The sequence below is a fragment of the Flavobacterium aquiphilum genome, assembly GCF_027111335.1.
In the GTDB taxonomy this organism is placed as follows: Bacteria; Bacteroidota; Bacteroidia; order Flavobacteriales; family Flavobacteriaceae; genus Flavobacterium; species Flavobacterium aquiphilum.
Genome location: NZ_CP114288.1, coordinates 4,067,468 through 4,092,813 on the forward strand (window position 1 = coordinate 4,067,468; position 25,346 = coordinate 4,092,813).

General features: G+C 32.7%; 27 protein-coding genes. 13 read left to right on the top strand and 14 right to left on the bottom strand.

Features of this window, described 5'->3' with window-relative positions; all coding sequences use genetic code 11:
* Nucleotides 1–51: 51 nt before the first annotated feature.
* From OZP12_RS16365 to OZP12_RS16385, 5 genes are all read right to left on the bottom strand, one after another.
* The gene (locus OZP12_RS16365; protein ID WP_281226116.1) at nt 52–810 is read right to left on the bottom strand and encodes a hypothetical protein; all 759 of its coding nucleotides are present in this window, start codon (nt 808–810) and stop codon (nt 52–54) included.
* Nucleotides 811–1,042: 232 nt separating this feature from the next.
* The gene (locus OZP12_RS16370) at nt 1,043–1,525 is read right to left on the bottom strand and encodes a hypothetical protein (protein WP_281226117.1); all 483 of its coding nucleotides are present in this window, start codon (nt 1,523–1,525) and stop codon (nt 1,043–1,045) included.
* A gap of 120 nt (nt 1,526–1,645) precedes the next feature.
* Complete coding sequence (locus OZP12_RS16375; RefSeq protein ID WP_281226118.1) at nt 1,646–2,890, bottom strand: BamA/TamA family outer membrane protein; 1,245 nt, start codon at nt 2,888–2,890, stop codon at nt 1,646–1,648.
* Nucleotides 2,891–2,977: 87 nt separating this feature from the next.
* The gene (locus OZP12_RS16380) at nt 2,978–3,490 is read right to left on the bottom strand and encodes a DUF4251 domain-containing protein (protein ID WP_281226119.1); all 513 of its coding nucleotides are present in this window, start codon (nt 3,488–3,490) and stop codon (nt 2,978–2,980) included.
* A 36-nt stretch (nt 3,491–3,526) separates the two neighbouring features.
* Nucleotides 3,527–3,958: an META domain-containing protein gene (locus OZP12_RS16385; RefSeq protein WP_281226120.1), complete on the bottom strand. Its 432-nt coding sequence runs from the start codon at nt 3,956–3,958 to the stop codon at nt 3,527–3,529.
* Between the two features lie 122 nt (nt 3,959–4,080).
* Between OZP12_RS16385 and OZP12_RS16390 the strand changes: the two genes are divergently transcribed.
* The 4 genes from OZP12_RS16390 to OZP12_RS16405 all read left to right on the top strand — a co-directional run bounded on the left by OZP12_RS16390 (nt 4,081) and on the right by OZP12_RS16405 (nt 7,223).
* A complete protein-coding gene (locus tag OZP12_RS16390; protein ID WP_281226121.1) occupies nt 4,081–4,605 on the top strand; it encodes a DUF8685 domain-containing protein in 525 nt (174 codons plus the stop codon).
* A gap of 166 nt (nt 4,606–4,771) precedes the next feature.
* Complete coding sequence (locus OZP12_RS16395; RefSeq protein ID WP_281226122.1) at nt 4,772–5,299, top strand: superoxide dismutase family protein; 528 nt, start codon at nt 4,772–4,774, stop codon at nt 5,297–5,299.
* 13 nt (nt 5,300–5,312) lie between these two features.
* The gene (locus OZP12_RS16400; RefSeq protein ID WP_281226123.1) at nt 5,313–5,882 is read left to right on the top strand and encodes a YdeI/OmpD-associated family protein; all 570 of its coding nucleotides are present in this window, start codon (nt 5,313–5,315) and stop codon (nt 5,880–5,882) included.
* 132 nt (nt 5,883–6,014) lie between these two features.
* Nucleotides 6,015–7,223, top strand: a complete 1,209-nt coding sequence (locus tag OZP12_RS16405) for an LETM1-related biofilm-associated protein (protein WP_281226124.1) — start codon at nt 6,015–6,017, stop codon at nt 7,221–7,223.
* A 61-nt stretch (nt 7,224–7,284) separates the two neighbouring features.
* Here OZP12_RS16405 and can read toward each other — a convergent pair whose 3' ends face one another.
* The 4 genes from can to OZP12_RS16425 form a co-directional block, all read right to left on the bottom strand.
* Complete coding sequence (gene can / locus OZP12_RS16410) at nt 7,285–7,926, bottom strand: carbonate dehydratase (protein WP_281226125.1); 642 nt, start codon at nt 7,924–7,926, stop codon at nt 7,285–7,287.
* Between the two features lie 94 nt (nt 7,927–8,020).
* Entirely contained in the window at nt 8,021–9,676 is a 1,656-nt protein-coding gene (locus OZP12_RS16415; RefSeq protein ID WP_281226126.1) for a SulP family inorganic anion transporter, read from the bottom strand.
* Nucleotides 9,677–9,956: 280 nt separating this feature from the next.
* Nucleotides 9,957–10,256, bottom strand: a complete 300-nt coding sequence (locus OZP12_RS16420) for a hypothetical protein (RefSeq protein ID WP_281226127.1) — start codon at nt 10,254–10,256, stop codon at nt 9,957–9,959.
* Between the two features lie 123 nt (nt 10,257–10,379).
* Nucleotides 10,380–10,859: a Dps family protein gene (locus OZP12_RS16425; protein WP_281226128.1), complete on the bottom strand. Its 480-nt coding sequence runs from the start codon at nt 10,857–10,859 to the stop codon at nt 10,380–10,382.
* A 185-nt stretch (nt 10,860–11,044) separates the two neighbouring features.
* Here OZP12_RS16425 and OZP12_RS16430 point away from each other — a divergent pair, with 185 nt between their 5' ends.
* Complete coding sequence (locus OZP12_RS16430; protein ID WP_281226129.1) at nt 11,045–11,986, top strand: hydrogen peroxide-inducible genes activator; 942 nt, start codon at nt 11,045–11,047, stop codon at nt 11,984–11,986.
* Between the two features lie 351 nt (nt 11,987–12,337).
* On the opposite strand, the gene OZP12_RS16435 is transcribed toward OZP12_RS16430, so the two are convergent.
* Together OZP12_RS16435 and mnmC2 are read right to left on the bottom strand one after the other, a co-directional pair.
* Nucleotides 12,338–12,535: a hypothetical protein gene (locus tag OZP12_RS16435; RefSeq protein WP_281226130.1), complete on the bottom strand. Its 198-nt coding sequence runs from the start codon at nt 12,533–12,535 to the stop codon at nt 12,338–12,340.
* A gap of 149 nt (nt 12,536–12,684) precedes the next feature.
* Nucleotides 12,685–13,344 (bottom strand): tRNA (5-methylaminomethyl-2-thiouridine)(34)-methyltransferase MnmC2, encoded by a 660-nt coding sequence (gene mnmC2, locus OZP12_RS16440; protein ID WP_281226131.1) that lies wholly within the window; start codon nt 13,342–13,344, stop codon nt 12,685–12,687.
* Nucleotides 13,345–13,657: 313 nt separating this feature from the next.
* Here mnmC2 and OZP12_RS16445 point away from each other — a divergent pair, with 313 nt between their 5' ends.
* A complete protein-coding gene (locus OZP12_RS16445; RefSeq protein WP_281226132.1) occupies nt 13,658–14,725 on the top strand; it encodes a branched-chain amino acid aminotransferase in 1,068 nt (355 codons plus the stop codon).
* A gap of 92 nt (nt 14,726–14,817) precedes the next feature.
* On the opposite strand, the gene OZP12_RS16450 is transcribed toward OZP12_RS16445, so the two are convergent.
* Nucleotides 14,818–15,198 (bottom strand): pyrophosphohydrolase domain-containing protein, encoded by a 381-nt coding sequence (locus tag OZP12_RS16450; RefSeq protein ID WP_281226133.1) that lies wholly within the window; start codon nt 15,196–15,198, stop codon nt 14,818–14,820.
* Between the two features lie 81 nt (nt 15,199–15,279).
* Here OZP12_RS16450 and OZP12_RS16455 point away from each other — a divergent pair, with 81 nt between their 5' ends.
* Entirely contained in the window at nt 15,280–15,468 is a 189-nt protein-coding gene (locus tag OZP12_RS16455; protein WP_281226134.1) for a hypothetical protein, read from the top strand.
* A gap of 115 nt (nt 15,469–15,583) precedes the next feature.
* Here the strand turns inward: OZP12_RS16455 and OZP12_RS16460 are convergent, their stop codons facing one another.
* Nucleotides 15,584–17,620 carry a dipeptidyl-peptidase 3 family protein gene (locus tag OZP12_RS16460; RefSeq protein WP_281226135.1) on the bottom strand — a complete coding sequence of 679 codons (2,037 nt, stop codon included), beginning with the start codon at nt 17,618–17,620 and terminating at the stop codon, nt 15,584–15,586.
* Nucleotides 17,621–17,902: 282 nt separating this feature from the next.
* Between OZP12_RS16460 and OZP12_RS16465 the strand changes: the two genes are divergently transcribed.
* Genes OZP12_RS16465 through OZP12_RS16480 form a run of 4 tightly spaced genes read left to right on the top strand, consistent with a single transcriptional unit; the run spans nt 17,903 to nt 20,688 of the window.
* Complete coding sequence (locus OZP12_RS16465; protein ID WP_281226137.1) at nt 17,903–19,105, top strand: SRPBCC family protein; 1,203 nt, start codon at nt 17,903–17,905, stop codon at nt 19,103–19,105.
* A gap of 59 nt (nt 19,106–19,164) precedes the next feature.
* Nucleotides 19,165–19,707, top strand: a complete 543-nt coding sequence (locus OZP12_RS16470; RefSeq protein ID WP_281226138.1) for an RNA polymerase sigma factor — start codon at nt 19,165–19,167, stop codon at nt 19,705–19,707.
* A 33-nt stretch (nt 19,708–19,740) separates the two neighbouring features.
* A complete protein-coding gene (locus tag OZP12_RS16475) occupies nt 19,741–20,169 on the top strand; it encodes a hypothetical protein (protein WP_281226139.1) in 429 nt (142 codons plus the stop codon).
* Between the two features lie 18 nt (nt 20,170–20,187).
* Nucleotides 20,188–20,688: a sensor of ECF-type sigma factor gene (locus OZP12_RS16480; RefSeq protein ID WP_349293557.1), complete on the top strand. Its 501-nt coding sequence runs from the start codon at nt 20,188–20,190 to the stop codon at nt 20,686–20,688.
* 60 nt (nt 20,689–20,748) lie between these two features.
* On the opposite strand, the gene OZP12_RS16485 is transcribed toward OZP12_RS16480, so the two are convergent.
* Nucleotides 20,749–21,810 carry a beta propeller repeat protein gene (locus OZP12_RS16485; RefSeq protein ID WP_281226140.1) on the bottom strand — a complete coding sequence of 354 codons (1,062 nt, stop codon included), beginning with the start codon at nt 21,808–21,810 and terminating at the stop codon, nt 20,749–20,751.
* 117 nt (nt 21,811–21,927) lie between these two features.
* On the opposite strand from OZP12_RS16485, the gene OZP12_RS16490 reads away from it, so the two are divergent.
* Both OZP12_RS16490 and OZP12_RS16495 read left to right on the top strand, forming a co-directional pair.
* Entirely contained in the window at nt 21,928–23,181 is a 1,254-nt protein-coding gene (locus OZP12_RS16490) for a hypothetical protein (protein WP_281226141.1), read from the top strand.
* A 127-nt stretch (nt 23,182–23,308) separates the two neighbouring features.
* Nucleotides 23,309–25,279 (top strand): KUP/HAK/KT family potassium transporter, encoded by a 1,971-nt coding sequence (locus tag OZP12_RS16495; RefSeq protein WP_281226142.1) that lies wholly within the window; start codon nt 23,309–23,311, stop codon nt 25,277–25,279.
* Nucleotides 25,280–25,346 lie beyond the last annotated feature (67 nt).

Genomic DNA, 25,346 nt, shown 5'->3' on the forward strand with positions numbered 1-25,346 from the left:
TTTAAAAAAACCTCAAAAATTTGAGGTTTTTACAATTTTTTACTATCTATTTTAGAATCTATATCCAATGCTTACATTATACCTGAATCCAATTGCAGTAATGGATTGAACCCCTTTTTTCTCAACATCATTATCATGCGAAAGATCACCAAGCTGAGGAAATTTGTCTTTCATAGCTTCGATAATTTTTTGAAGAGTTTCATTTTCATCAAGTCCATCAATTTTTCCATCCAATTTTAAATTGTATTTATAATGCGTTAACGAAGGCCCAAATAAAACACAATCTATAACTACCCTGTTCCATAAAACGAATTGGTAACCTAATTCACCTCCGACATTCATTAAATTTAATTTTGCATTCAGATTTGTACTGCTTCTTACTTGTGTATCAGGATTAGTATAGTTTAAATTTCTATCCGTTTCAAATTGAAAAAAACTTGTAAATGGTGCTAAATAAACACCTCTTGGTCCCTTGTATTTGTTGACACTTCCCAGATAAAATCTATAATCTACACCAAATGAATATCCTTTTCTGCCACTACTTTGATCAAAATCAACATTCTTTACATCCAGCTTTATCAATGGAAACTCCTGATAACCGGCAAAAACATTTATACTTTGATTTTCCTTAATCATTCTTTCGTACGAAAACTGAAGTGAATTATCATAAAGCAATGTATTGGAAACATTGAACTTTATTGAATTCTTGAAATCTTTAGGAGTTGCTTGCGAAAAAACCTTAGTCGAAGACATGAATAACGCAAATCCAAAAATGAAGACAATTCTAAAAGAGGTAGATAAAATTTTCATGGTTTATTTTTTAAATTACATTAAAAATCAGTGAGTTCCTTAACAAATTTAACATTTTTTCCTGAAATAAAGAAGTAAAAATTAACACTTTTTAAGACAGAAGAACTTTTCATTTATGACAGTCCAAAAACAAATAATTACATCACAACAAACGACTGTAAATCAAGTAAAAACCAATAAAAAAGCGCAACATCAAGGTCACGCTCTTCATTTGTTTTTGTATAAAAAATATTTATTTCACTTTTGTCATCTCCAGTTCACCTACAAAAGGAATGGCATTTTGCAGACTGCTTCTAATCTCAGTTTGCAAGTAAATTTCCAACTGAATGAATTTTGTAGCGTTTATTGCTCCAATCGCTTTTTTAACTTTTTCATAGTAAGCAGAATACAATTTATCATAGGCCGTATTGTTTTTCAAAACTCCTTTTACGATTACATCAGCTTTAGCATCAGTCAACGCAGCGTAGTCAGTAGCATATTGATTGATTAAGTTAATTTTTTCTTCTCCCAATTTTTTCCTTTCAGCTTCATAAGCTTCATAAATTTTAGCAAAATCGGCTGCTTGAGTACCAGACAATCCCATGTACTGATTTACTAATTCAGATTTTGATCTACCATAAACCGATTGAACAACATCAATATCGTCTTTCAAAGTTGATTGGGAAAATGTTGCAGAAGAGAATGCAACGGCAAATAATAAAAGTAATTTTTTCATGTTTGTTTCTTTTATTTAGTTAAAATTCAATCAAATATAAGATTTTTTAATTAAATTCTCACTACTTTAAAAATTTAAAGTCAATGCCTTTTATGTAATTTTTCCCACAACGAAAAACACCTAAAAAGTCTCGCCTGCATTGAGATAAAATCCATTAGAATGGTTTCCTACTGCATAATCAAAAATAAGATTTGTCCTTGTAGCCTTATCAATTAAAAGCCTTAATCCTACCCCAAAAGCCGGTTGCACAAATTCAAAAAGATGAACACGGTCATACTTATCACTTGTAGAAATAAAATTTGTAAAAGCTGTTCCGCTAAGAAGTTGATTGCAGGTTATGGGAAATCTCAATTCTACCTGAAGATAAGCCAAACTATTTCCTCTAAACAATCCCTGCGTATAACCCTCCCCACTTCGGCTGCGCTGATCCCAACCAATGGCAGGCAAGTTCAAATAAGGGACAGCACCTTTGGTTACAAATTGTCCTAATCCCCAAAATCCCAATACAAATTGTTCTCTTTTAGGGTCGAGAGGAAGAAAATACCTAACCTCTGTGTTTAAAACACTACTCGCTTTTTGATTATTAAACAATCCCCAATTAAACCTATAATTTGCATTGGCAAACCAGCCTTTTCTAGTATTAATTTGATTATCTCTGGAGTCATAAATAAAATTGGCACTTAAGCCATTTACAAAATATTCATTAGGATCAAATCCATTTTGTAAACTATAATTGTAGTGATGGGTAAACTTTCCGTTTACAATATCCAGGTTTTTATCATAAATCGAAGAATACCAATCAATTTCGACTCCTCCTCCTACATAAAAGTCCTTTTTTATTTCCCACGAAGAGCTTTGATGAAACTTAAAATAATTATAATCCATCGGCTCTTCTATGGATTCAATATTAAAATCAGGTTGGTCTCTATTTTTTGGAATAATATTGGTTCCCAATCCATAATTTGGCTGGGTAAAAATATACAGTCGATAATCCCCTCGAAGATAAATACTATTATTTTTCAACAAAATATTATTCTTGACATTGACCAATAATTGTTTTTCGGTAGTGAAAGTCACCCCTAGATTTGCGGAAGAATATTTGTCGGTAGCTTCTTTGCCTTTAAAAGTATATTGGGACGTTGCACCATAACTAAAACCTGTTGCCGGATTAACCCCAATTATTGGGATTACAAGTAAAAAATTGTTTCTAGTTGGCTTGACAATTAAAACAGAATCTTTCTTTTTGAATAATTCAAAAACAGTTTTTGGTGGACAAGATTTATCAATATCTGAATTAGTTTGCGCCTTGACCAAACTTAGGCTTCCAAATAAAACTATCAAAAAAGGGATTAATAATTTTTTCATAACTGCTATTACTTTTCAATCAATCCCAGTAATAGTCACCGGAAACACGAATATGCCTAGAATGATCTATTATTTTTAATAAATAAATTATTTCATATTGGGCTTCGTCTTCGTAACCATTCCTCTATAACTAATTGAAGCTCGATTATTAGAATTTATATTCAAAGAAGCTCCTCCATCAAAATAGACAGTCAACATGATGGAATAATTATCAGAACTACCTTTGACTTCGGTTTTTATAATATAATTTTTCTTGCCCTTTGTCATTGAATAATCTTTCATAGCTCCTTTAAAATCAAGTCCTCCGCCTCCACTATAAGCAACTCCCGCATAAGCTCGTCCAAAAAAAGGCATTTCACTATGTACAGAATCATTTTTAACTCTGAAAAAATTCGGATTAGAGGTCAGATTGATACTTCGTCCGCTCTGAGGATAAGCCCAATCAGCAACAAATTCATAATCTTTTGAATTTAAAAGTTCTTCTACTTTCTTTTGTTCGGCCAGCTTTTTCTCTTCTTTTATCTGCTGTTTGGTTTTTTCCTGAGCAAATCCCATTAGCATTGAAAAAGAAAGAAAAAAAGATAATACTACTGTTTTCATAACTCCTTAATTTTATAAAACGAATAATTAATAAATTTATTTTTGATGAGTAAATCGCATCATTACGACGTTACCTAATAACAGGTTCAAGGTATTTCCACCATCAGTAATTGTGTATGACTCAATTTTTTTTAAGGCTTCCATATAAACTGAATCTCCATTACCTTCACAAGCCATCATAGTCATTCCCATTTTAGCATCTTTAAAATTAATTTTATTTCCATCCATAATCAAAGCCCCAAAATAGTTATTACAGCTATTGTTTCCTGTAATTTTTTTATCATTCAAATTAAAAGTGATTGTTGGCTTTTTGCCAGGAAACAATCCATTGAAAGCTATTTTAGGCCCGGTTATATAGTTTAATTCCCAAGTCCCTTCGATTGAAACTTCTTTCGCGGCTGTTTTCGATGTACTACATGAAGCAAAACTCATGCAAATAAAAACTGTTAAAAATATTATTTTATTCATGCTCAGTTATTTAAAAATCATGTAATGTAAAAATAAGAAAAATTAATAAGAAAAAATGCTTCCATTATCAAATTTGCTTTTTAAAAATGGTATGGTTATTTTCGTAAAAAAGAAAAAACAGTATGACATTATTAGGAATAGGTTCAAGAATTGAACACCCGGAATACGGAAAAGGAGTAGTAACCAATGTTTCATCCAAAGAATATTGGGTAACGTTTATTGAAAATGGATTGGAGACTATCCCTTTGAACGATGAATTCAAAGTAATAGAAGCCGCCGTAGACGAAGTGGATACCGTAAGTTTCTCAGATGTAGAGCAAAGTTTACGAGACCTATTGAAAAAATGGTCAGATGTTTCCGAAATTGTACCGATTGGGGATAAATGGAAAGGCGGAAAACTGATATTGGAACCCGGGCAGCCAGGATTAGCTTCCAAAGAAATTCCGATTGACACTTTTTTTCATAAAATCATAATGGTTCGAGACCGCCTGCGTGTAATGGAACAAAAAATCAACAGCAGTAAAATAGAAGAAATCGAAAAGATAGAATTACAGCAATACATCACCCGTATTTATGGTAGCTTGACCTCTTTCAACATATTATTTAAGTCGCCAACTAATCATTTTGTTGGAGAAAAGTCAAAATAGATTTTAAGAAACATTTAATTTTAATACGCTTTTTTATACGTAATTTTATAATCCTAATTCAGCTTTTTAAAATTATGAAATGAGCATGATTAAAAATTTGTTCGCAACCATTAATCTTGATATGCGAATTATATATGACCTTTAAAAACCATAAATAATTAACTATATGAAAAAAATAATCCTTTCAGCTGCTGTAATTATCGCTGTAATAATTGGTTGTAAAACCAATAGCAAATCAAGTGATTCCAAAAGTTTAAACTTAACTTTTGAACCTAAAAGCAATAGCAAAGTAAGCGGAACAGCTTCTTTTACTGAGAAAAATGGAAAAGTAACTTTTGTTGCTAAAATTTCAGGTTTACAACCGGGTGTCCATGCCATTCACATTCATGAAAAATCAGATTGTTCAGCTCCTGACGGAAGCTCAGCAGGAGGACACTGGAATCCTACCTTCAAAAAACACGGAAAATGGGGCGTTGGAGAATACCACAAAGGAGATATTGGTAATTTTACAGCTGATGAAAAAGGAAACGGAACTATCACTTTGACTACTGACGAATGGTGCATTGGTTGTGGCGACGCTACAAAAGACATCATCGGAAAAGGGATTATCGTACACCAAGGAGCTGATGATTTTACAACCCAGCCAACTGGTAATGCCGGAGGTAGAGTAGCTTGTTCTGCAATAATAAAATAAAAAGGAAATTCTCTTGAAAGAAAAAGAGCATCTCTATTTCAAAAATGCATCAGATTGGCGGGAATGGTTACACAAAAACCATAATTCGTCAACTGGTGTTTATTTGATTTTCTACAAAGTCAGCAGTCCATTTGAAAGCATGCGCTGGGAAGAAGCGGTTCAAGTGGCCATTTGCTACGGCTGGATTGATTCAACCGTTAGAAATATAGACGAACACGCCCGAAAGCAAATTTTTTCTCCTCGAAAAGACAAAAGTGTTTGGAGCAAACTCAATAAAACCTATATCGAAAAACTCATTGCCGAAAATCTGATGCATGAGAGTGGTTTGTCTAAAATTGAAATAGCCAAACAAAACGGTTCCTGGAATTCATTAGACCATGTCGAAGATTTGATAATTCCTGATGATTTAGCCCAAGCATTCGATCAAAATCAAATTGCTTTTGAAAATTATAAAAATTTCAGTCGCACCTACCGAAAAAGCTACCTCTATTGGCTCAACCAAGCCAAAAGAACCGAAACCAGAAACACAAGGATTTCCACTATAATTGAACTTTGCCAACAAAACAAAAAATCAAGGGAATGATTTCCAAAATCTTAATTCTCATAGATTGAAAACCAAAATTTCACAAAAATTCCCTCGTCAGTCATTTTATAAATCCAAGATATTCCCTTTGCTTACTAAAAAAGCATAGCTTTGCACAATCAAAATTAAAAAATGATAAACCCTTCAGCATCTGGTTGGATAGATAAATTCTTCACAAAATTAAAGTTATCAGAGCACAATGTTCCTGAAACTGAAGATGAGTTTTACCAAAGATTAAGAGATACAGGCTTTATCTACGGTCACATCATTTCGTTTGACACTCCTTTTGAAATAAAAAGCAAGGAATGGTTCAAAGAGGAAATTTCCAAAGTAGCCTTATTGAACGCTTTGTACGGCATTTTTGTTTTAACAACAAAAGAAAAAAAATCGTCTCTTTTTATCGAACAAGCCTATGCTTTCTACAGAGAAATGCACCCGGAAGGTTTTAGTTTATTCAAAAAAATACTTTCTAAAACCGCGACGGTTTTTACGTTGGAAGAAATAATCGGTCAACGTGTGCAAACAAATGAAAGCATCATTAATAAAAATTTTTCGCATTTAGTTACCAATGCGCTTCTTTTTATAGATGTTTTGGCTTTTCGCCAATATTTGATTCATGGCAAAATTCCTGACAAATACCTCAAAAAAATTGAGGAAACCATTGTCAACATTGTAACATTGGCTTTAAAAATAAAAACAAATAAATCACAATACGACGACTTGTTAATCAAATTATTTGAAGCTTCAATCAGATATAGTAAGTTTTTCAAAAAAGAAAACATAACTATAGAAAATTTAGACTTGGATTATTTCAATGCCGAATTGGAGAAAAAATACCTAATCGACATCGCTGGAATGGCATTATGGAGCGATGGTGTTATTGAAAACAATGAAGCTTACTTTTTGCACACGCTTTCCCAAAGTTTAGCAATTGAAGATGATTTTGTATCAAAAAGCATTATAAGCACCGACGGATTTATTGCGCAACACAAAAAAGATATTCCTTATTTCAATTATTCAAATCCTGTAAAGCATTTTTACGATCAAACTACAAGAAGTGTCATTACTTTGATTTCTCGTAATAAAAAGAGATTATTGAAAGAAATCATTGAAAGTAAGGAATTGATGTTGCTTTTGGCTCATTCTACCCACAGAGACCTGGACGAAAAAGAAAAGAAAAAAATCAAAAAGCAATTATTGGACATCTGCAAAACAGTGCCGTCACTGACTATCTTTTTACTTCCGGGAGGCAGTCTATTACTTCCTCTTTTGATTAAATTCATCCCTACCCTGCTGCCTTCAGCATTCAATGAAAACTTAGAACAAGAAGATGAATCATAAAAAAAGACCATCTATGCAGATGGTCTTTTATATATAGTACAATTCGCTATTGAATAATTAACTATTGTGGAAATTTTAGTTGATAAACCTGATCCAAATCTTGATCCGAACTAAAATTAACCCCTAAATCCGTTACATATCCTGAATTTAGTCCATAAACCCATCCGTGAATAGTTACTTCCTGTCCATTTTTCCAAGCCGATTGTATAATGGATGTTTTGGCTAAATCAAAAACCTGTTCTTTTACGTTGATTTCTACAAAAGCATTAAAACGATCAGTTTCATCTTCAATAGAATTTAGATATTTATCATGCAAACGATAAACATCTTTAATGTGGCGAATCCAGTTGTCAATTATACCGATTGAGTCATTACCCATTGCCGCTTTTACTCCACCACAACCATAATGTCCGCAAACAATCACATGTTTTACTTTTAAAACATTTACTGAATAATCCAATACACTCAACATATTCATGTCCGAATGGATTACCATATTTGCAATGTTTCTATGAACAAAAACCTCTCCCGGTTTAGCGCCAATAATCTCGTTCGCAGGCACACGGCTATCAGAACAACCGATCCATAATAAAGGTGGTTGTTGCCCCTTGGCTAAATCTTTAAAGAAATCCGGATCCAAATCCAACTGTTCTTCAACCCATTTTTTATTGTTATCTAATATTTTTTTATAGAAATCACTCATTTTACTTTAATTTTAATTGTCTGTTTATTTATTACGTTCTGTAAATTTAATACAAAGAAAAGTATTGACGTTTTAATACTTTAAAAATCACAATTTATTCCGGAAATACTTCTTTTACAACCTTCTTTTCCACGATTTCTCTTTTCACAAAATCATAGTGGTGTTCAATACTTACGTGATTTTGAATTTCGGCACTATTCTCCAAATCGTATTCTTTTTTGAAGCCTATTAACTTCACTTTTATGTTATCGTCAATTGCCCTTGTTGTCTTGAATTCATGGATTAAATCCAAAATATCGTGGGCGATATAAACGGTATCATGTGCATTGATAACCACTTTGCTGTTCTCCGGAATATTTGCCAATGTCAATTTAATTGCCGCTTTATTCAAAAAAGAAACCTCTTGGGCCAAATCGATATTGATCACATCTCCGTCCACGTATTCGTCTTTTCTAAAACTGTACGCTCTTTTAAGGTTTCCTCTCAAAATAAATACAATACAAATAGTAATTCCCAACGCAACTCCTTTTAGCAAATCCATAAAAACTACACCCAAGAAAGTCGCGATAAATGGTAAAAACTGATATTTACCATAATCCCAAAAATGTTTGAATGTCGCTGGCTTCGCTAATTTGTATCCTACTAAGATTAATACTGCTGCCAATGTTGCCAAAGGTATCTTATTCAAAAGAACCGGGATTGTAAGCGCACAAACTAATAATAATACACCATGAATTATTGCTGATAATTTCGATTTGGCACCTGCAGCGTTATTAGCAGAAGTACGCACTACAACTGATGTCATAGGTAATCCACCCAAAAGTGAACTTATAATATTTCCTATTCCTTGTGCTTTTAATTCAACGTTTGTATTCGTAAAACGTTTGTGAACATCCATTCTATCTGCAGCCTCGATACACAATAATGATTCGATCGATGCAACTATAGCAATTGTCAAACCAATTACCCATACTTTTGGATTTGCTAATCCTGCAAAATTTGGTGTCACAATAATTGCCTTAAATTCTTCCACAGTAGTTGGAACTGGTAAAGAAACCAAATGATCTTGAGCAATTGCCAAAGAACTTCCCGAAGCTGTAAAAAACTCGTTTAACAGCACACTGATTATTACAGCTACCAATGCTCCTGGCACCAATTTCAATTTCTTCAAAGCGGGTACTTTGTCCCACATAAGTAAAATAGCAATCGAAATCGAAGTAATCAATATTGCTCCCAATTGCAAATGATTCAAAATATCAAAAACAGCCGAAAAGGTATTATTTTCATTCCCCTGAGCAAAAGCCTGATCCCCTTCAAAATCGGCATCATAACCAAATGCATGAGGGAGCTGCTTCATAACAATGATAACACCAATACCAGCTAACATACCTTCAATCACATTCGTCGGAAAATAATTAGAAATACTTCCTGCTTTTAAAAAACCCAATAATAACTGGATAACTCCTGCAATAAAAACAGCAGTTAAGAAAATATCAAACGCACCTAGATCGGTTATGGCTGTTAATATAATAGCAGTTAAACCAGCAGCCGGTCCCGAAACACTGATTTGTGACTGACTCAAATAACCAACAACTATCCCTCCAACAATTCCTGCTATAATTCCTGAAAACAAAGGAGCTCCCGACGCCATCGCGATTCCTAAACATAGCGGCAGTGCCACTAAAAAAACAACTAAACCAGAGGCAAAATCTGATTTAAAATGAGTAAAAAGATTGATTTTTTTTGACATAATAATAAGTTTAAATTCATTTTTTTTACTGCCGGTCAATACCATTGCAGTGGTAGGAAGACATACAAATCTTAAAGTTGCATATCTGAAAAAAGAACACCAATATCACTATCTCCAATATTTTATTAAACAAATCCACTATTAACCAGTGGATTAAAAAACAATCTTAATCCTTTATGGCAAAGGTGATAAATAAAATACTGACTCTAAAATCTAAAACAGATTAGAGCAATTACAAGGCTAATAATAACCATTTAATGATAATGAAATCGTCAAAAAACTATGCCAAGTTTGGAGGAGGTAAAAATATCGTCGCACAAATTAAATCATGTCTAGATAAATTCTCAAAAATTATACGTCCTGAGCCTTTTTCTGTTTCCAAAAAAGACACTTCAAAAAACGGGTTGAAAGTATAATATTTTATGTCATGCTTTATTTCTTCAATAGAGGAAGAAGTAGAAGTATTACAGTCTTCACATAGGCTCGTAGGATCTTTGTCTTTTTCCAGATAAGCCACTATCGTTGGGGCCACTAGAAATAGCATAAAAAAGATTAATACGATACTTGCAAAGGTTCTCATGGCGGCAAAAGTAAATGATAGAAATTGAATTAAAAAATTAGTTTTATGAAATTAATTTATAATTAACAAAAAATAGCCTAATTAAATTAAAATTTAACTAGGCCATTTTTGAATTTGCTTGATTTACAAACTTTCTTCTAACCAGGCATTCATCATCCAAATCGTTTTTTCCTGCTCAACAATAAAATCACTCATCATCGAATTGGTACCTTCATCATTGATATCCGATGCTTTAGAAAGAATTTCCCTTTCTATTTTTAGTAATTTAGAAAGTGAATCCACTATCAATTTAATACTTGCGACGTCATTTGAAATATTCTTTCGTACAGGCAATTGATTAAATTTAATGTAGTCTTCAAATGTATGTAATGGTCTTCCTCCCAGTGTCAAAACTCTTTCTGCTATCAAATCAATTTTTAACTGTGAGTCGTTATATAATTCTTCAAATTTAAGATGTAAATCGAAAAAACGTCTTCCTCTGATATTCCAGTGCAAACCTCTTAAACTTTGATAATAGATTTGATAATTGGACAAAAGTACATTCAGTTCGACTATTATAACTTCTGATTCCTCGATAGGTAATCCAATTGTATTTACTTTCATGCTTTTTATTTTAATAATTTATTTTTAATGATAAAGTGAACTTTCCATTCAAAGTAATATTGCCTTAAATTTACAATAAAACATCAAATCATCCTTTTATTCTTATCAAAGTTATGCCATAAACGCAAAAACATACCATAAACTAAATTGATTGTTTTTATATTTGCATAAAAATAGACTATCTCATGACAATAACACAACTCAAATATGTATTGGCTGTAGCCGAACACAAAAATTTCACATTGGCTGCCGAAAAATGTTTTGTCACTCAACCAACATTGAGTATGCAAATTCAGAAAATTGAAGAGGAACTCAATATTCAAATTTTTGATCGTACCAAAAAACCGATCCAACTGACTGACATTGGTCAAAAAATTGTAAGCCAGGCCAAAAACATAGTTAATGAAGCCGATCGCATACAAGACATCGTAGAACAACAAAAAGGATTCATCGGTGGCGAATTCAGACTCGGAATTATTCCAACAATCATGCCTACATTACTTCCAATGTTTTTAAATAATTTCATCAAGAAATATCCGAAAGTAAAATTGATTATTGAGGAATTGAATACTGAAGAGATTATTACAAAACTAAAAAATGGGAATCTGGATGCCGCTATTGCTGCAACTCCACTTGAGGATGAAAAAATCAAAGAAATTGTTCTTTACTTCGAACCTTTCGTTGCTTACATCCCAGAAAGTAACGCCATGTTTCAAAAACAGGAAATTGAAGTTGAAGACCTTAACATCAATGAGATTTTATTACTTCAGGACGGACATTGTTTCAGGGACGGGATTTTAAATTTATGCAAAAACAGAAATGAAAGTGGATTGAAATCATTCCAAATTGAAAGCGGTAGTTTTGAAACATTGATCAAACTGGCTGATGAAGGATTAGGAACCACTTTACTGCCTTATTTACACACTTTGGACTTAAAAGAATCCGACAAAGCGAAACTAAGACATTTTAAAGAACCAAAACCAGCCCGAGAAGTAAGTTTAATTTACCCGAAAAGCGAATTAAAAATACAAATCATCGATGCATTAAGAAGCAGTATTTCTGGAGTTATAAAAGGAGCCATTGTATTTCAAAATGTTCAAATCGTAAGCCCTCTCTTGAAAAAATAATTCAACAAAAAAAGGAACCAAACGGTTCCTTTTCTCTTTTAAAGTTTTATCGCTTTTTCCCAATCCTTATAAAAACTGAACAAAAGCTTAGCTTTCTTATCACCTTCTTTCGGCCATCATAAACATTTAAGACACGACAAAAAAGGTTTAAATATTTTGTTTTAGTAAACAGGTACAAAATTACCTAAATAATTTAATTTAACAAAAATAAAAATATCCCAAAAGACAAATACCATCGACAAATTACATGTTTTACACATAATTTGAAGTCCAATAGCTACAGAATCGAGTCTTGTTAAAAAATTAAAAAAAAAGCATAAAAAAAGGAACCAAAATTGATTCCTTATTATTTTATGGGTTCACAATTACTAAACACTGTTTTAATTCTGGTTTTTCGATTGTAAAACTAAACAACCATTCTCTTAATTGATCCAATTCAAAAGGTAAAAGTGTTCTTATTGCTTTTTCTAATTCTTTACAAAAAAGTACCGGGTCAAAACTCACTCTTTCCAACACAGACTTAGTGTAATCAAACATTACTTTAGACATAAATTAAGATTTTTTGGGGTTATATCTTGATTTCAACATGATGTAAATTTACATTTTTTTCAAATACAATCTTTTTTTTTAACACAGAAATATAAAATTTATAACGTTTTCGCTATAAAATTTTACAAATCAACGGCTTAACAAAAAGCTTATTTTCTAGCTCTAAACATCTCTCTTTTTCCCGGTGGTCCGGCCAATTTTTCGACCGTAAAACCAACCTCTTGCATACTCCTTTTTACAACGCCACGGGCTGCATAAGTCACTAATATTGAGTTTGGTTTTAACGCTTTATACATCTTTTCAAATATTTCGGTACTCCATAATTCAGGTTGGACACGATAACCAAAAGCATCAAAATAAATCAGATCGAATTGCTCGACATCATCAATATCTTGAAAAAACTGTTTCCTTTTTGTCAAAGAAAAAGTGTCACTCAATTTTACTTTTTCTTCCCAATCAGAAGAATGAATTTTAACAAAAATGTCTTTTGAATCCAAAGCATCCAATTCCTCCAAATAATTCATTGCTTCGATTTCATCTCCCGAAACCGGATAAGCTTCTACCCCAACATAATCTATTGACTGATCCAATCCTTTTGCATCCAAATAGGTGATAAAAGTATTTAAACCTGTTCCAAAACCAATTTCAAGAATAGAAACTTTTTGATTTGGAAATAATGCCAATCCATTTTTTATAAAAACATGCTTAGCTTCCTGAATTGCACCATGTTTAGAATGATAACATTCGTTCCATTCTTTGATTTGGATTGTTGTTGAACCATCCTGAGTACGTATAATTTCTCTTTCCAAAATATGATTTTTGAGGTGATGTCGCCAATTCTGGCACTATAAAGTCTTCAAAATTAAATAAAAGAATTTCTTATCATTATCTAAAAACCACATTTTTTTATATAATCCATATAATTTTAGTCCATTTTTCAAATAAAATTATACAATAATTAAATCACAGTCAGACTCTATTTTTAATGATTTTTTCACAAGTTTTTCACTGATTTTTATTTAATTTTGCAAACAATATTACCGTCAATAGAAAACTCTTTTCGTTGTATCGTTTTATTAACTAATAAAATATCTTTTTTTAAAACAACATAAGTAAGTAATTATGAGTACCACTCAAACCAACACAATCGAAATAATAAAAGCAACTACTACAAAAATAAATGAAGTTGATTTTGATCATTTAAGCTTTGGAGCAGTATTCACAGACCATTTATTTGAATGTGATTACATTAATGGAGAATGGCAGCAACCGGTTATTAAACCCTACGCGCCTTTCTTAATGGATCCATCTGCAAAAGTCTTTCATTATGGACAAGCCATTTTTGAAGGAATGAAAGCTTACAAAGATGAAAATAATGATATTTGGCTTTTTAGACCTGATGAAAACTACAAGCGTTTCAATGCATCGGCTGTGAGAATGGCAATGCCTGAAGTCCCTGAGTTTGTTTTTATGGAAGGTTTGAAACAATTATTGAAATTGGACGAGGCTTGGGTAAAAAAAGGAAACGGAAGCACTATGTACATTAGACCTTTTATGATTGCTACAGGCGCTGGTGTTGTTGCTAATCCATCTGACGATTATAAATTCATGATATTACTTTCTCCTGCAAAAGCATATTATTCAGGAGAAGTAAAAGTATTAATTGCCGAGCATTACAGTAGAGCTGCTAACGGAGGTATTGGTGCTGCTAAAGCGGCAGGTAACTATGCAGCTCAATTTTACCCAACAACTTTGGCAAACAAAGAAGGATTCCAACAAGTTATCTGGACTGATGATGCAACGCATACCAAACTTGAGGAAGCTGGTACAATGAACGTATTTTTCAGAATCAATGACACTTTATTAACTGCTCCTGTGAGTGAGCGTATCCTTGACGGTATCACTAGAAAAAGTCTTATCGACATGGCCAAAAAAGAAGGCATTGAAGTAGAGGTTCGTCCTGTATTGGTTTCAGAACTAGTTGAAGCTTCTAAAAACGGAACATTGAAAGAAATTTTTGGCGCAGGTACTGCTGCGGTAGTTAACCCAATTGCAGGTTACTCATACAAAGACGTTTATTATGAATTGCCAAAAATCGAAAATTCATACGCTTCTTTATTGAAAGAAAAATTAACAAATCTTCAAAACAAACTATCCGAAGATACTTTTGGATGGACTGTTAAAGTATAGATTTTAGAATTCAGACTACTGACTTAATTCAAAGAAACAAAAAAGCGATTTTCATTTGAAAATCGCTTTTTTTATATCTTATAAATTGGTGACTAAATAAGTTTTGAAAAATCGGGTTTGAAATAATTTGGCCCTTTCATCACTTTCCCGTCTTCTCTGTAAATCGGATTTCCGTCCTCACCCAATTTACTCATGTTCGATCTTTGGATTTCGTCAAAAACTGCTTCGATTTTATATTGCAATCCATGTTCAATAATAGTTCCACAAAGAATATACATCATATCGCCAAGCGCATCGGCAATTTCGACTAAATCATTATTCTGAACAGCCTCCAAATATTCTTCGTTTTCTTCTTTCATCAAATTATAACGAAGCTTATTTTTTTCTTCACCCAAACTAGCAATTGGCGTTTCGCTATGTCCTATCCTGAATGCCGCATGAAATTCCTTAACGGCGTTGATTTGTTTTTGCATCCTTTTTAATTATTGATTTGAAGTGGGAAATTAACAACTTTTTCTAAACTATTGCCTAAATTTGCCAAAAATTATTTCAACATGTTCAGCCAAGGCCAACTAATATTTGCTCTCTGTTTTTTTATCGCTTTTGTCATAGCAATGGTTTTTGCTTATCGAAAAGACGCTAACCTTCACAAAATATTCTATAAAGGAAATTATAAAATCTTAATTGGCTTTCTAGTATTTATTGCCCTTTTATTTGTTATCAAAATTTACTTTAAAAGATAACAAAAGCCTCTAATTTGCTAAGATTCTAAGGCTTTTTATCAGAATAATTAGAGCATAAAAAAAACTCTAAGTCACTAAGATTCTTATTGACTTAGAGTTTTTTAAGCTCTTAAAATTAATTTTCTAACGGCAAAAATCCATAGATTTTAGAATATTTAAGCATTTGTTCTGCAAATGATTTTGGTTGCTCAACCGCTATTGAAATAATTTCTCCTTTGGCATTGTATTTAGGAACCAAAACCGGATTTACAAAACCGCTGTAAGGAGCATCCGGAAATTGTTTATTTCGTTCCAATACTTCGGCGTGTAATTTTTGATTGACTTTTACTCCGTAATTTTCAACTAGCGCTTTTCCGGCTTCAAAATCACCTTCGGATTTGATTCGTTGCACTTCTTTTAGCAACTGCCCAAACAAATCGTGCAACTTATCGTAATCAGTAATATTGAAATAGGTTTTACCATTACGTGTAATCATCTCAATTACGTTGTCTTTTTTACCTTTTTCAAAAACCCAAGCACTTACCCATTGACGGTTTCTCATGTGGGCTTCCTCAATATTCGCACCCAATTCCAAACGGATTAACTGTGTCATCAAACCGTTTCGAATATAACTGTCGTAACATTCCATCCCCAATTCTTTCCAATTGTCAACCAAACCAAGTTCTTGCATTTTTGGGCTATACGAATAATACAATCCAACCAAATCAGCTCTTCCTTCTTCTAAAGTTGATGAGTAATTTTTCAACGTTTCTTTTGGAGTTCCAACACCAGGATTAATTTGACCCGATGCGTGCCCAACCACTTCATGCAAAGAAGTATGCAATTTGCTTCCTAAATCACCATATTTTTCAGCCAATCTGATTTCCTCAGCATCATTGGCAAATTCTTGTAACCTTCCTTTCCCACTTGCTTTAGCATAAGAATCGATAATATTTCCAAGTGAAACTGATTTAGAACCATGTTCAGCGCGAATCCAATCCGCATTTGGCAAATTCACTCCAATTGGTGTACTTGGTGATGAATCTCCAGATTCTCCAGCAACCACAACCGTTTTATAAGAAACACCAACTACATTTTTCTTTTTATGTTCTGGGGCTAATGGAGAATTGTCCTCAAACCATTGTGCATTTTTTGACACAACTTCCATTTTTTTGGACATATCGAAATCCTTAATTTGAATAATCGATTCATAGGAAGCTCTGTAACCCAAAGGATCATTATACACTTCTATAAAACTGTTGATATAATCGATATTTCCTTCAGTAGCTTGCAACCAAGCAATGTTATAATCGTCCCAGGTTTTAAGGTCACCTGTTTTGTAATATTTGATCAAAAGACCAATAGCATCGCCTTGTTTTTTATTTTCGGCGACTTTTTGAGCTTTTTCTAACCAAAAAATAATTTTATCGATAGCAGAACCGTACAAACCTCCACTTTTCCATACTTTCTCCTCTAATTGTCCATTCGCATTGCGTACCAATTTAGAGTTCAAACCAAAAGAATACGGTTTCTTTGGATCCGGACTTTTTTTCGTTGCATAGAATGCTTCCACTTCTTTTTGAGTAATTCCTTTGTCATAAAAATTAATTGCCGATCCTTCCAACAATCCTTTAGTAGCATCAAGATTTACTTTTTTCGAATCAACATCGTTGAACAAAATCTCGACTATTTTTGGCGCCAAATCTGTTTTGGTAGCTTTTAACAAACCATTAAAATAAGCTATTGAAAAATCGGGTTTAATTTTATCACTAGAATAATGGTGATGAATTCCATTTGAAAACCAAACTCTTTTTAGATAGATTTCAAAATTTTTCCAATCAGCAGTTTTTCGATCTCCTTTATAATTTTGATAAATACTTTCCAATGCTTTTCTGATTCTCAGATTGTATTTATAATTCTGATCCCACATTATATCGCGTCCCGAATAACCGGCCTGCGTTAGATAATAAACCAATTCCTGCTCTTTTAGTGAAAGATTTTCCCAGCCCGAAATTTGGTAACGCAAAACTTTAATGTCCGAAAACTGCTCTACAAGGAAATCAAAAGATGCTTTATCATTCGATTTTACTGTTCCTTTTTTATCAGTTTGGGCATTACTTCCAACAGAAATCGCGAAAGCGACAAACAATCCAGCTATTTTAACTAATTTCATTTATGTTTCTTTTAGATGTTAAACAAATAAATACGTAACAAATATACTGATTCTTTAAATAAATAATAAAAACAACACTTTTAATAATTCATAATTTACATATTTATCAACTAAATAAAATTTACAAGCCAATTTATTTTCGCTTGAAAAAATAAAATCATTTCTATTTCATTTAATTCAAAAAAAGAAATGCATTTGAACAATTTCATATTTTGTGCCTCGTTTTAATAGTATAATTAATTAAATTTTTAACTTTACAACTGAAAATCAACCAACCCGATTATGCGAATTATCAAGTACCTTTTTCTTTTATTTCTATTAAGCCTGGTGGCTCTTACCATATATATTGCAACGCAAAAAGGAAACTTCACAGTTGAAAGTAGTAAAGTGATTAATTCTCCAAAAGCAACAGTTTTTGGTTATGTAAATGATTATAAAAACTGGCAAAAATTCAATACATGGGTTTCTTCAGATAAAGATGTAAGATTATCTTTTTCAAAAGCAACGGCAGGAAATGGGAGCTCATTAAACTGGGAAGGCAGCGATGACAGCGGGAATATAGAAACTTTATACACCAAAGGGAATGACAGTATTGTCCAAAAAATGGAACTTAACGGTTCTTCATCAAAAGTTTTTTGGAGTTTCAAAGACACTGTAGGCGGAACAAAAGTAACTTGGAAATCTGTTGGAAAAATGGATTTTATGTCAAAAGTTGATGCCTTTTTTAATGGGAAACCACAAAATTCCATATCCAAAGTTTACGACAAAAGCTTAGCAAATCTTGGTAAAAGCCTAGATATTGAAAGTACTACTTTTGACATACAAGTAAAAGGTATTGTAAAAAAATTGGAAACGTTTTATTTAAGACAATCTTTCACCAGCAAAATATCTGACATAACCCGAAACGCAAATGCTGTTTTTAACAAAATCACCATTTTTTGCAAGCAAAATAATATAGCGCTAAATGGAAGACCTTTTATTATTTATCACACTTATGACACTATCAATGATTTAACAAGGGTTTCATTTTGTGTCCCAATAAAAGAGCAAATTTTCACCAGCCAAGGAAGTGATATTTTATCCGGAAAACTAGCCGCTTTTGAAGCATTAAAAACAAGTTTGACCGGAAATTACACATACAAAAAAGATGCATTAAAAGAAGCTATCAAATACACTAATGATAAAAAAATCCTTACCGACTCTACTTTTTCGCATTTGGAAATATTCACTATCGGTAAAAACGAAAATCTAAGCCCTTCAAAATGGCAAACAGATATTTATTTTCCAATAAAACCAAAAGTTGTGGCACCGGTTTACAAAAAAATCGCAAATGATAGTATTGCAGCAGTTCCAAAACAACAACCGGCTGTAAAACCTCAGGAAGTAAAGGCCCCAAGCATTAAAACTCCGCCAGTCAAGATGCCAACAACTATCAAAGAAAAAGAACCTTCGAATAAAAAAAATCAGGACGAATTTGAATTTTAATTACTATTCAGATTAAACCTTTTTTACTCATTCGCATCTAAGTTTAAATTTAAGACAAATTGCAGGAAGAAAAGGCATTCATCTCTAGTTTATTAAACCCCAAAACGCAAAATCAAGCGTTTCAAAAACTCTTGCATGAATACCAAAAACCATTGTACAATCATATCCGGAACATCGTATTAAACCATGATGATGCCGATGATGTTTTACAAAATACCTTTGTAAAAGTTTTTCAAAACCTACAAAACTTTAAAGGTGAAAGCAAGCTATTTTCATGGATGTATCGTATTGCAACCAATGAAGCGCTAACTTTTTTAAATCAAAAAGCAAGGAAAACAGGGATTTCATCGGTTGAATTACAAAACAAAGCGATCGATAATTTAAAAGCCGATGTTTATTTTGACGGAAATGAAATTCAAATCAAATTGCAAAAAGCAATTGCTGAATTACCGGAAAAACAACAATTAGTCTTTAAAATGAAATATTTTGAAGATTTAAAATACGAGGAAATATCAGATATATTAGGAACATCAGTAGGTGCATTAAAGGCTTCATACCATCATGCGGTAAAAAAAGTTGAAGCATTTGTATCTACCAATTAAACCTTTTTATCTACAAACAGTCAAATAGTCACTATGAAAACATTTAAATTAGACAACGAGCCAAAAATAGATCCAGGATTCAAAACTCCTGATAACTACTTTGAAAATTTCTCGGCGAATTTGATGCAAAAATTACCAATAGAGCCAGTTTCGCAAGAAACCAAAGTAATATCTATTTTTAGAGAAAGAAAAAACATATTTATGGCCGCAGCAGCAGTTTTGGTGCTTGCGATTATGATCCCTATAGCTTATCGAGCTAATACCACAAACAAAGAAGTTGACACAGTAACGTTAGAAAATTATTTAACACAAGAAACCAATCTAAATCAATACGAACTGATTGGAGAAATTGAACCAGAAAACAGCAATATTATTTCTCCTCCAAAAAAATTAGAACGCGAAACCATTGAAGATGTTTTAGCTACAAATCCAAACATCGAAAATTTGGTCATTGAAAACTAAACTCAAAATTCCACATAAATGATTACCTTAAATAAAACAAATACCATGCAATTAAAAAAACTATTTCCCATACTCTTTTTATTGCTTTCTTTTACTTTTTATGGCCAAAACGACAAATCCAGAGACGATAAATTCAAAGAAAAAAGAGAGCAAATAAAAGCAATGAAAATTTCGTTTTTGACTAGCGAGTTGGACCTAACTCCAAGTGAAGCTGAAAAATTCTGGCCTCTTTACAACACTTATGACGATAAACAATTTGAACTGAGACACATAAAAATGAAAGGCATTTTTAAAAGAATGCAAAATAACGAACTCGACAAACTATCTGAAAAAGAAGCTACTACACTCTTAAATCAAATAGAAGATAATGAGGAAGATATGTTCAACCTAAGAAGAAAGTTTATCATTAGCCTAAAAGGAGTCCTTCCTTCTGTAAAAATCATAAAATTAAAAAAAGCAGAAGAAGATTTCGGGAGAAAACTACTTCAACAATATAAAGACATGGGGCCAAAAAAATAGCTTCATATTAAATTTGGGACCGATTCCCGTTTTATAAATCATTTTATAAAGCGGGAATTTTTATTTAAAGTGAATCCTGATCATTTTATTACTGCCGGCAGCAATTGCAGTAGTTTCATCAACAAATCGAATTGTATATAAACTAGGATCTTTACTAAATTGCACCCAATTCACACCGCCGTCAGAGGAGTAATACAAACCCGAAGCTCCTACAACCACAATTCCTTTTCCGTTACTTTTTGGAACATATTGAACACAAGAAGCATATCCGAAAGCTTGATTAACTGCAATAAGTTTCCAGGTTTTTCCGCCATCATTCGTAACAGCTTTATTTTCTGAATTTTGATTCGGTAGCTCATAATTCCCACCTGATATAAAACCTCTTTTTGCATCATAAAAATCGGCAGTAAAAATTCCGGTCATTTGCTTTCCTTGTATTATAGGTGTTTCATAAGCACTCCAAGAATTCCCTTTGTCCGGAGAATAAAAGACTCTTGATTTCTTTCCGCCAGAAACAATCCAAGTATTATTATCCTCTACAATTATATTCGTATTGCTTGCCGCAAAATGAGCCTCCCCTTCAAAAAGTTTTGGTAGTTTTCCATCTGGTAATTTATTCCAAGTTTTTCCGCCATCATTTGTTTTTATTATAGTAAGACGATCAGTTATGGGATCACCAACAGCAATTCCATCCTTATCATTCCAAAACTGCATACTATCATAAAAAACTTTTTCATTTTTTTCTTGATAAACTAATTGAAACTTTTTTCCATCTTTAGTAATTTGATATAGCAAAGCTGGGTTAGCCACACTTAATATATAAATGTAATTAGTAGTTTTGGCTATACTTCTGAATTCAATTTTTAAAGAACCTTCGGCAATCGTATTTTCAAATTTTTCTTTAGATTTCAAATCATAAAACCCATATCGATTCTTATCTCCCGCATACCAAATCTTATCATGATCCAACACAATTGCCCTGATACTAATTTGATCTTGAAAGATTGTATCAATTTGCACCGAACTAAAACCAGCTGACTTTATTTTATTTTTATTTAAACTTTGAGCGCCCACAAAACACAATCCGCTAAAAAACAGGATAGCTGCAAATATTTTTCTCATAATAATCTTATTATTTTTTTCAAATATAAAATTTTAACTCAAATACATTAGCAATAATATTTATTTCTGGCACAATTGTTGTATATATCTTAACACAAACATTAACCTAATTGAGCCATGAAAACGAAATTAAAAATTGCCGCCATAATCGCCATCTTTTTTGCCATTCATACAAATGCCCAAAACAGAACTACAGTAAGCGCAATGAACTCCGAAATTAGTGACAATTTAGATTTGACAGCTGTATCTTCAATCTTTGGAGAATCAGAAAGCTTAAGCGATTTTGAAAGAAGATTAAACGATCCAAAACTTCAAATCTCAAATTTAGATTTAAATAATGACAATCGTGTTGATTATTTAAGAGTAATTGAATCTGTAGAAAACAGTACACACGTTGTCGTTATTCAATCTGTTATTGGACGTGATTTATACCAAGATGTTGCCACTATCGAAATTGAAAGAAACAGACAAAATAAAGTTTCTATCCAAATAGTTGGTAACGCATACCTTTACGGACAAAATTACATTTACGAACCAGTATATTACAATACCCCAAGAATTTACGCATCCTTTTGGGTTAACTTTTACAAACCATATTATTCATCTTGGAACTGGAATTATTACCCAACCTATTATTATGCCTGGAATCCTTGCTCTATTTTCAGATACAGACAAAATGTTTATGGCTGCATAAATTCATACAACACTTATAACTATGTAAGCTACAGAAGATGTTATAATGCTCCTGTAATTTACAGTTCATATAGCTGCAACAGTTATGCAAAACAGTATCCTCAATATGCTTTTTCAAGAAGAAACAGTAACTATTCAAATAGATATGAATTAGACCAAAGAAGATATAGTAATGACCAAGGAAATTACTATAGAGACTATTCAAGAAACTACTCTAACCAAAACTATAACAGTCAAAGAGAATACTCACAAAACAGAGAAAACACACAAAGAACTGTTTACAGTCCAAGAGTAGAATCTCAAAGAGATTATTCTCAAAACAGAGTTGAATCACCAAGAGAATATAATACTCAAAGAAATGATCAACAAAGAGATTACTCTCAAAACAGAATTGAATCACCAAGAGAATACAATACTCAAAGAAATGATCAACGAAGAGATTACTCTCAAAACAGAATAGCTTCTCCAAGAGAATATAACACTCAAAGAACCGAGCAACAAAGAGATTACTCTCAGAACAGAATGGCTGCTCCAAGAGAATATAACACGCAAAGAAGTGAACAACAAAGAGATTATTCTCAAAACAGAGGCAATTCCGGAAATGAAAGAAACACTCAAAGAGCAGAATCCCAAAAAAATTCTGATTTTGCAGGCAGAGGGAGCAACAGAAGAATCTAATTAAATTAAAAAAAATCAATAAGAGGCTTAATAACAACAAATTAAGCCTCTTCTTTTATTTTAAAAATAAGTCATCGAAATTTGTTTAAAAATAGTACATTTGACGAGTTTTTTATAATAATATTAAATGAGCGCAACGCACAAAGACCTCCATACTAAATTGACTTTAGGAGGTTTACTAGTTTCTTTAGGGATTATTTATGGAGATATTGGGACATCTCCTTTATATGTAATGAAAGCCATACTTGGCGATTATGTAATAAACGCCGATGTAGTTTTAGGAGGTGTATCCTGTGTATTTTGGACACTTACGTTACAAACCACAATCAAATATGTCCTTATCACATTAAGTGCTGACAACCATGGTGAAGGCGGAATTTTTGCTTTGTATGCCTTGGTTAAAAAGACAAAAATCAAATGGTTGATTTTCCCCGCGATTATTGGAGGTAGTGCCTTATTGGCTGATGGAATAATCACCCCGCCTATCTCGGTATCTTCTGCCGTTGAAGGATTGAAGAGTTATTTCCCGCAAATCAATACAGTACCCATTGTAATCGGTATTTTGGTTGTGCTATTTACAATACAACAATTTGGAACAAAATTAGTTGGAAGGTTTTTTGCTCCAATGATGCTCCTATGGTTCTGTATGTTGGCTGCTGTGGGTATAAACCAAATTCACCTACACCCAGAAGTGTTTAAAGCAATTAACCCTTACTACGCTTATCATCTATTAAGCATCCACCCTGAAGGGTTCTTTGTATTAGGTTTTGTATTTTTATGTACAACCGGAGCAGAGGCATTATACTCAGACATGGGGCATTGCGGAAGAAAAAACATCAGAATAAGCTGGATTTTTGTAAAAACGGCTTTGGTCTTAAATTACTTCGGACAGGCAGCTTATTTAATTCACCATGAAGGAGCAACTCTAAAAGCACTTGGAGGTGATTTTGCCAATCCTTTTTATCTAATAATGCCCGATTGGTTCAAAGGATACGGGATTGCAATCGCAACCATAGCAACCGTAATAGCATCCCAAGCCCTTATTTCCGGATCTTTTACATTAATCAATGAGGCAATGCGTTTGAGTTTTTGGCCAAAAGTCAGAATCAAATATCCTACCGAACTTAAAGGTCAATTATACATTCCTTCCATAAACTGGTTATTACTTCTTGGCTGTATTGGAATTGTATGGCATTTTGAAGAATCAAGTAACATGGAACATGCTTACGGTCTTGCTATTATCTTATGTATGATAATGACGACTGCGTTGCTGAACTTTTATTTGATCATGAAACGTGTAAAATGGTACTTTTTTGTACCATTGATTACCATTTACATGTGTATTGAATTGAGTTTTTTGGCTGCAAATATTACAAAATTTGCCGAAGGTGGTTACGTAACGCTTTTCATAGCTTTAATCCTTATTGGTGTGATGACGATTTGGTACAGAGCCAAGCAAATTAACAAAACCTATACCAAAGTCGTAAAAATAGACGATTACAAAAAAGTATTAAGTGAATTAAGTGCCGATTTATCTATTCCAAAATATGCAACTCACTTGGTATATATGACAAATGCCAACCGCAGTGATGAAATAGAAGAAAAAGTAATGTTTTCCATCTTGCAAAAAAGACCAAAGAGAGCCGACATTTATTGGTTTGTTCACGTAAATATTTTATCAGAGCCTTATAAAACGGAATACAAAGTAAAAGAGATTCTTAAAGATGATTTATATCGAGTGGATTTCAACCTTGGATTTAGGGAACCAACCAAAATAAACCTAATGTTCCGTGAAGTTATCAAAGACATGGTAAAAAATGGCGAGGTGGATATTACCAGCCGATACGAATCATTGAATAAAAACAATATTATTGGTGATTTCAAATTTGTTTTATCAGAGAAATTCTTGTCGAATGACAGCGATTTATTATGGCATGAAAAACTGATCATGAACTCTTATTTCTTGATCAAAAAACTAAGTTTATCTGAGGAAAGCGCCTTTGGACTAGACAGTAGTTCTGTAAAAATCGAAAAATTCCCAATGGTGTTACACCCGCCGGAAAACATTGAACTTACCAGAATTTTTGTCAAAAACTAAAACATACATCCATAAAAACACTGTTTCAAAAGCAGTGTTTTTTTTTGATTAAAACATAAACCTAAGT

Coding starts and splice junctions, on each gene's coding strand:
- OZP12_RS16375 (WP_281226118.1), bottom strand. CDS start 2,890: ATGAAAAAATTATTAATCCCTTTTTTGATAGTTTTATTTGGAAGCCTA.
- OZP12_RS16445 (WP_281226132.1), top strand. CDS start 13,658: ATGAGTACCACTCAAACCAACACAATCGAAATAATAAAAGCAACTACT.
- OZP12_RS16465 (WP_281226137.1), top strand. CDS start 17,903: ATGCGAATTATCAAGTACCTTTTTCTTTTATTTCTATTAAGCCTGGTG.
- OZP12_RS16385 (WP_281226120.1), bottom strand. CDS start 3,958: ATGAATAAAATAATATTTTTAACAGTTTTTATTTGCATGAGTTTTGCT.
- OZP12_RS16420 (WP_281226127.1), bottom strand. CDS start 10,256: ATGAGAACCTTTGCAAGTATCGTATTAATCTTTTTTATGCTATTTCTA.
- OZP12_RS16425 (WP_281226128.1), bottom strand. CDS start 10,859: ATGAAAGTAAATACAATTGGATTACCTATCGAGGAATCAGAAGTTATA.
- OZP12_RS16365 (WP_281226116.1), bottom strand. CDS start 810: ATGAAAATTTTATCTACCTCTTTTAGAATTGTCTTCATTTTTGGATTT.
- OZP12_RS16435 (WP_281226130.1), bottom strand. CDS start 12,535: ATGTCTAAAGTAATGTTTGATTACACTAAGTCTGTGTTGGAAAGAGTG.
- OZP12_RS16450 (WP_281226133.1), bottom strand. CDS start 15,198: ATGCAAAAACAAATCAACGCCGTTAAGGAATTTCATGCGGCATTCAGG.
- OZP12_RS16380 (WP_281226119.1), bottom strand. CDS start 3,490: ATGAAAACAGTAGTATTATCTTTTTTTCTTTCTTTTTCAATGCTAATG.
- OZP12_RS16395 (WP_281226122.1), top strand. CDS start 4,772: ATGAAAAAAATAATCCTTTCAGCTGCTGTAATTATCGCTGTAATAATT.
- OZP12_RS16455 (WP_281226134.1), top strand. CDS start 15,280: ATGTTCAGCCAAGGCCAACTAATATTTGCTCTCTGTTTTTTTATCGCT.
- OZP12_RS16475 (WP_281226139.1), top strand. CDS start 19,741: ATGAAAACATTTAAATTAGACAACGAGCCAAAAATAGATCCAGGATTC.
- OZP12_RS16415 (WP_281226126.1), bottom strand. CDS start 9,676: ATGTCAAAAAAAATCAATCTTTTTACTCATTTTAAATCAGATTTTGCC.
- OZP12_RS16390 (WP_281226121.1), top strand. CDS start 4,081: ATGACATTATTAGGAATAGGTTCAAGAATTGAACACCCGGAATACGGA.
- OZP12_RS16405 (WP_281226124.1), top strand. CDS start 6,015: ATGATAAACCCTTCAGCATCTGGTTGGATAGATAAATTCTTCACAAAA.
- OZP12_RS16460 (WP_281226135.1), bottom strand. CDS start 17,620: ATGAAATTAGTTAAAATAGCTGGATTGTTTGTCGCTTTCGCGATTTCT.
- can (WP_281226125.1), bottom strand. CDS start 7,926: ATGAGTGATTTCTATAAAAAAATATTAGATAACAATAAAAAATGGGTT.
- OZP12_RS16490 (WP_281226141.1), top strand. CDS start 21,928: ATGAAAACGAAATTAAAAATTGCCGCCATAATCGCCATCTTTTTTGCC.
- OZP12_RS16370 (WP_281226117.1), bottom strand. CDS start 1,525: ATGAAAAAATTACTTTTATTATTTGCCGTTGCATTCTCTTCTGCAACA.
- OZP12_RS16480 (WP_349293557.1), top strand. CDS start 20,188: ATGATTACCTTAAATAAAACAAATACCATGCAATTAAAAAAACTATTT.
- OZP12_RS16430 (WP_281226129.1), top strand. CDS start 11,045: ATGACAATAACACAACTCAAATATGTATTGGCTGTAGCCGAACACAAA.
- OZP12_RS16495 (WP_281226142.1), top strand. CDS start 23,309: ATGAGCGCAACGCACAAAGACCTCCATACTAAATTGACTTTAGGAGGT.
- OZP12_RS16485 (WP_281226140.1), bottom strand. CDS start 21,810: ATGAGAAAAATATTTGCAGCTATCCTGTTTTTTAGCGGATTGTGTTTT.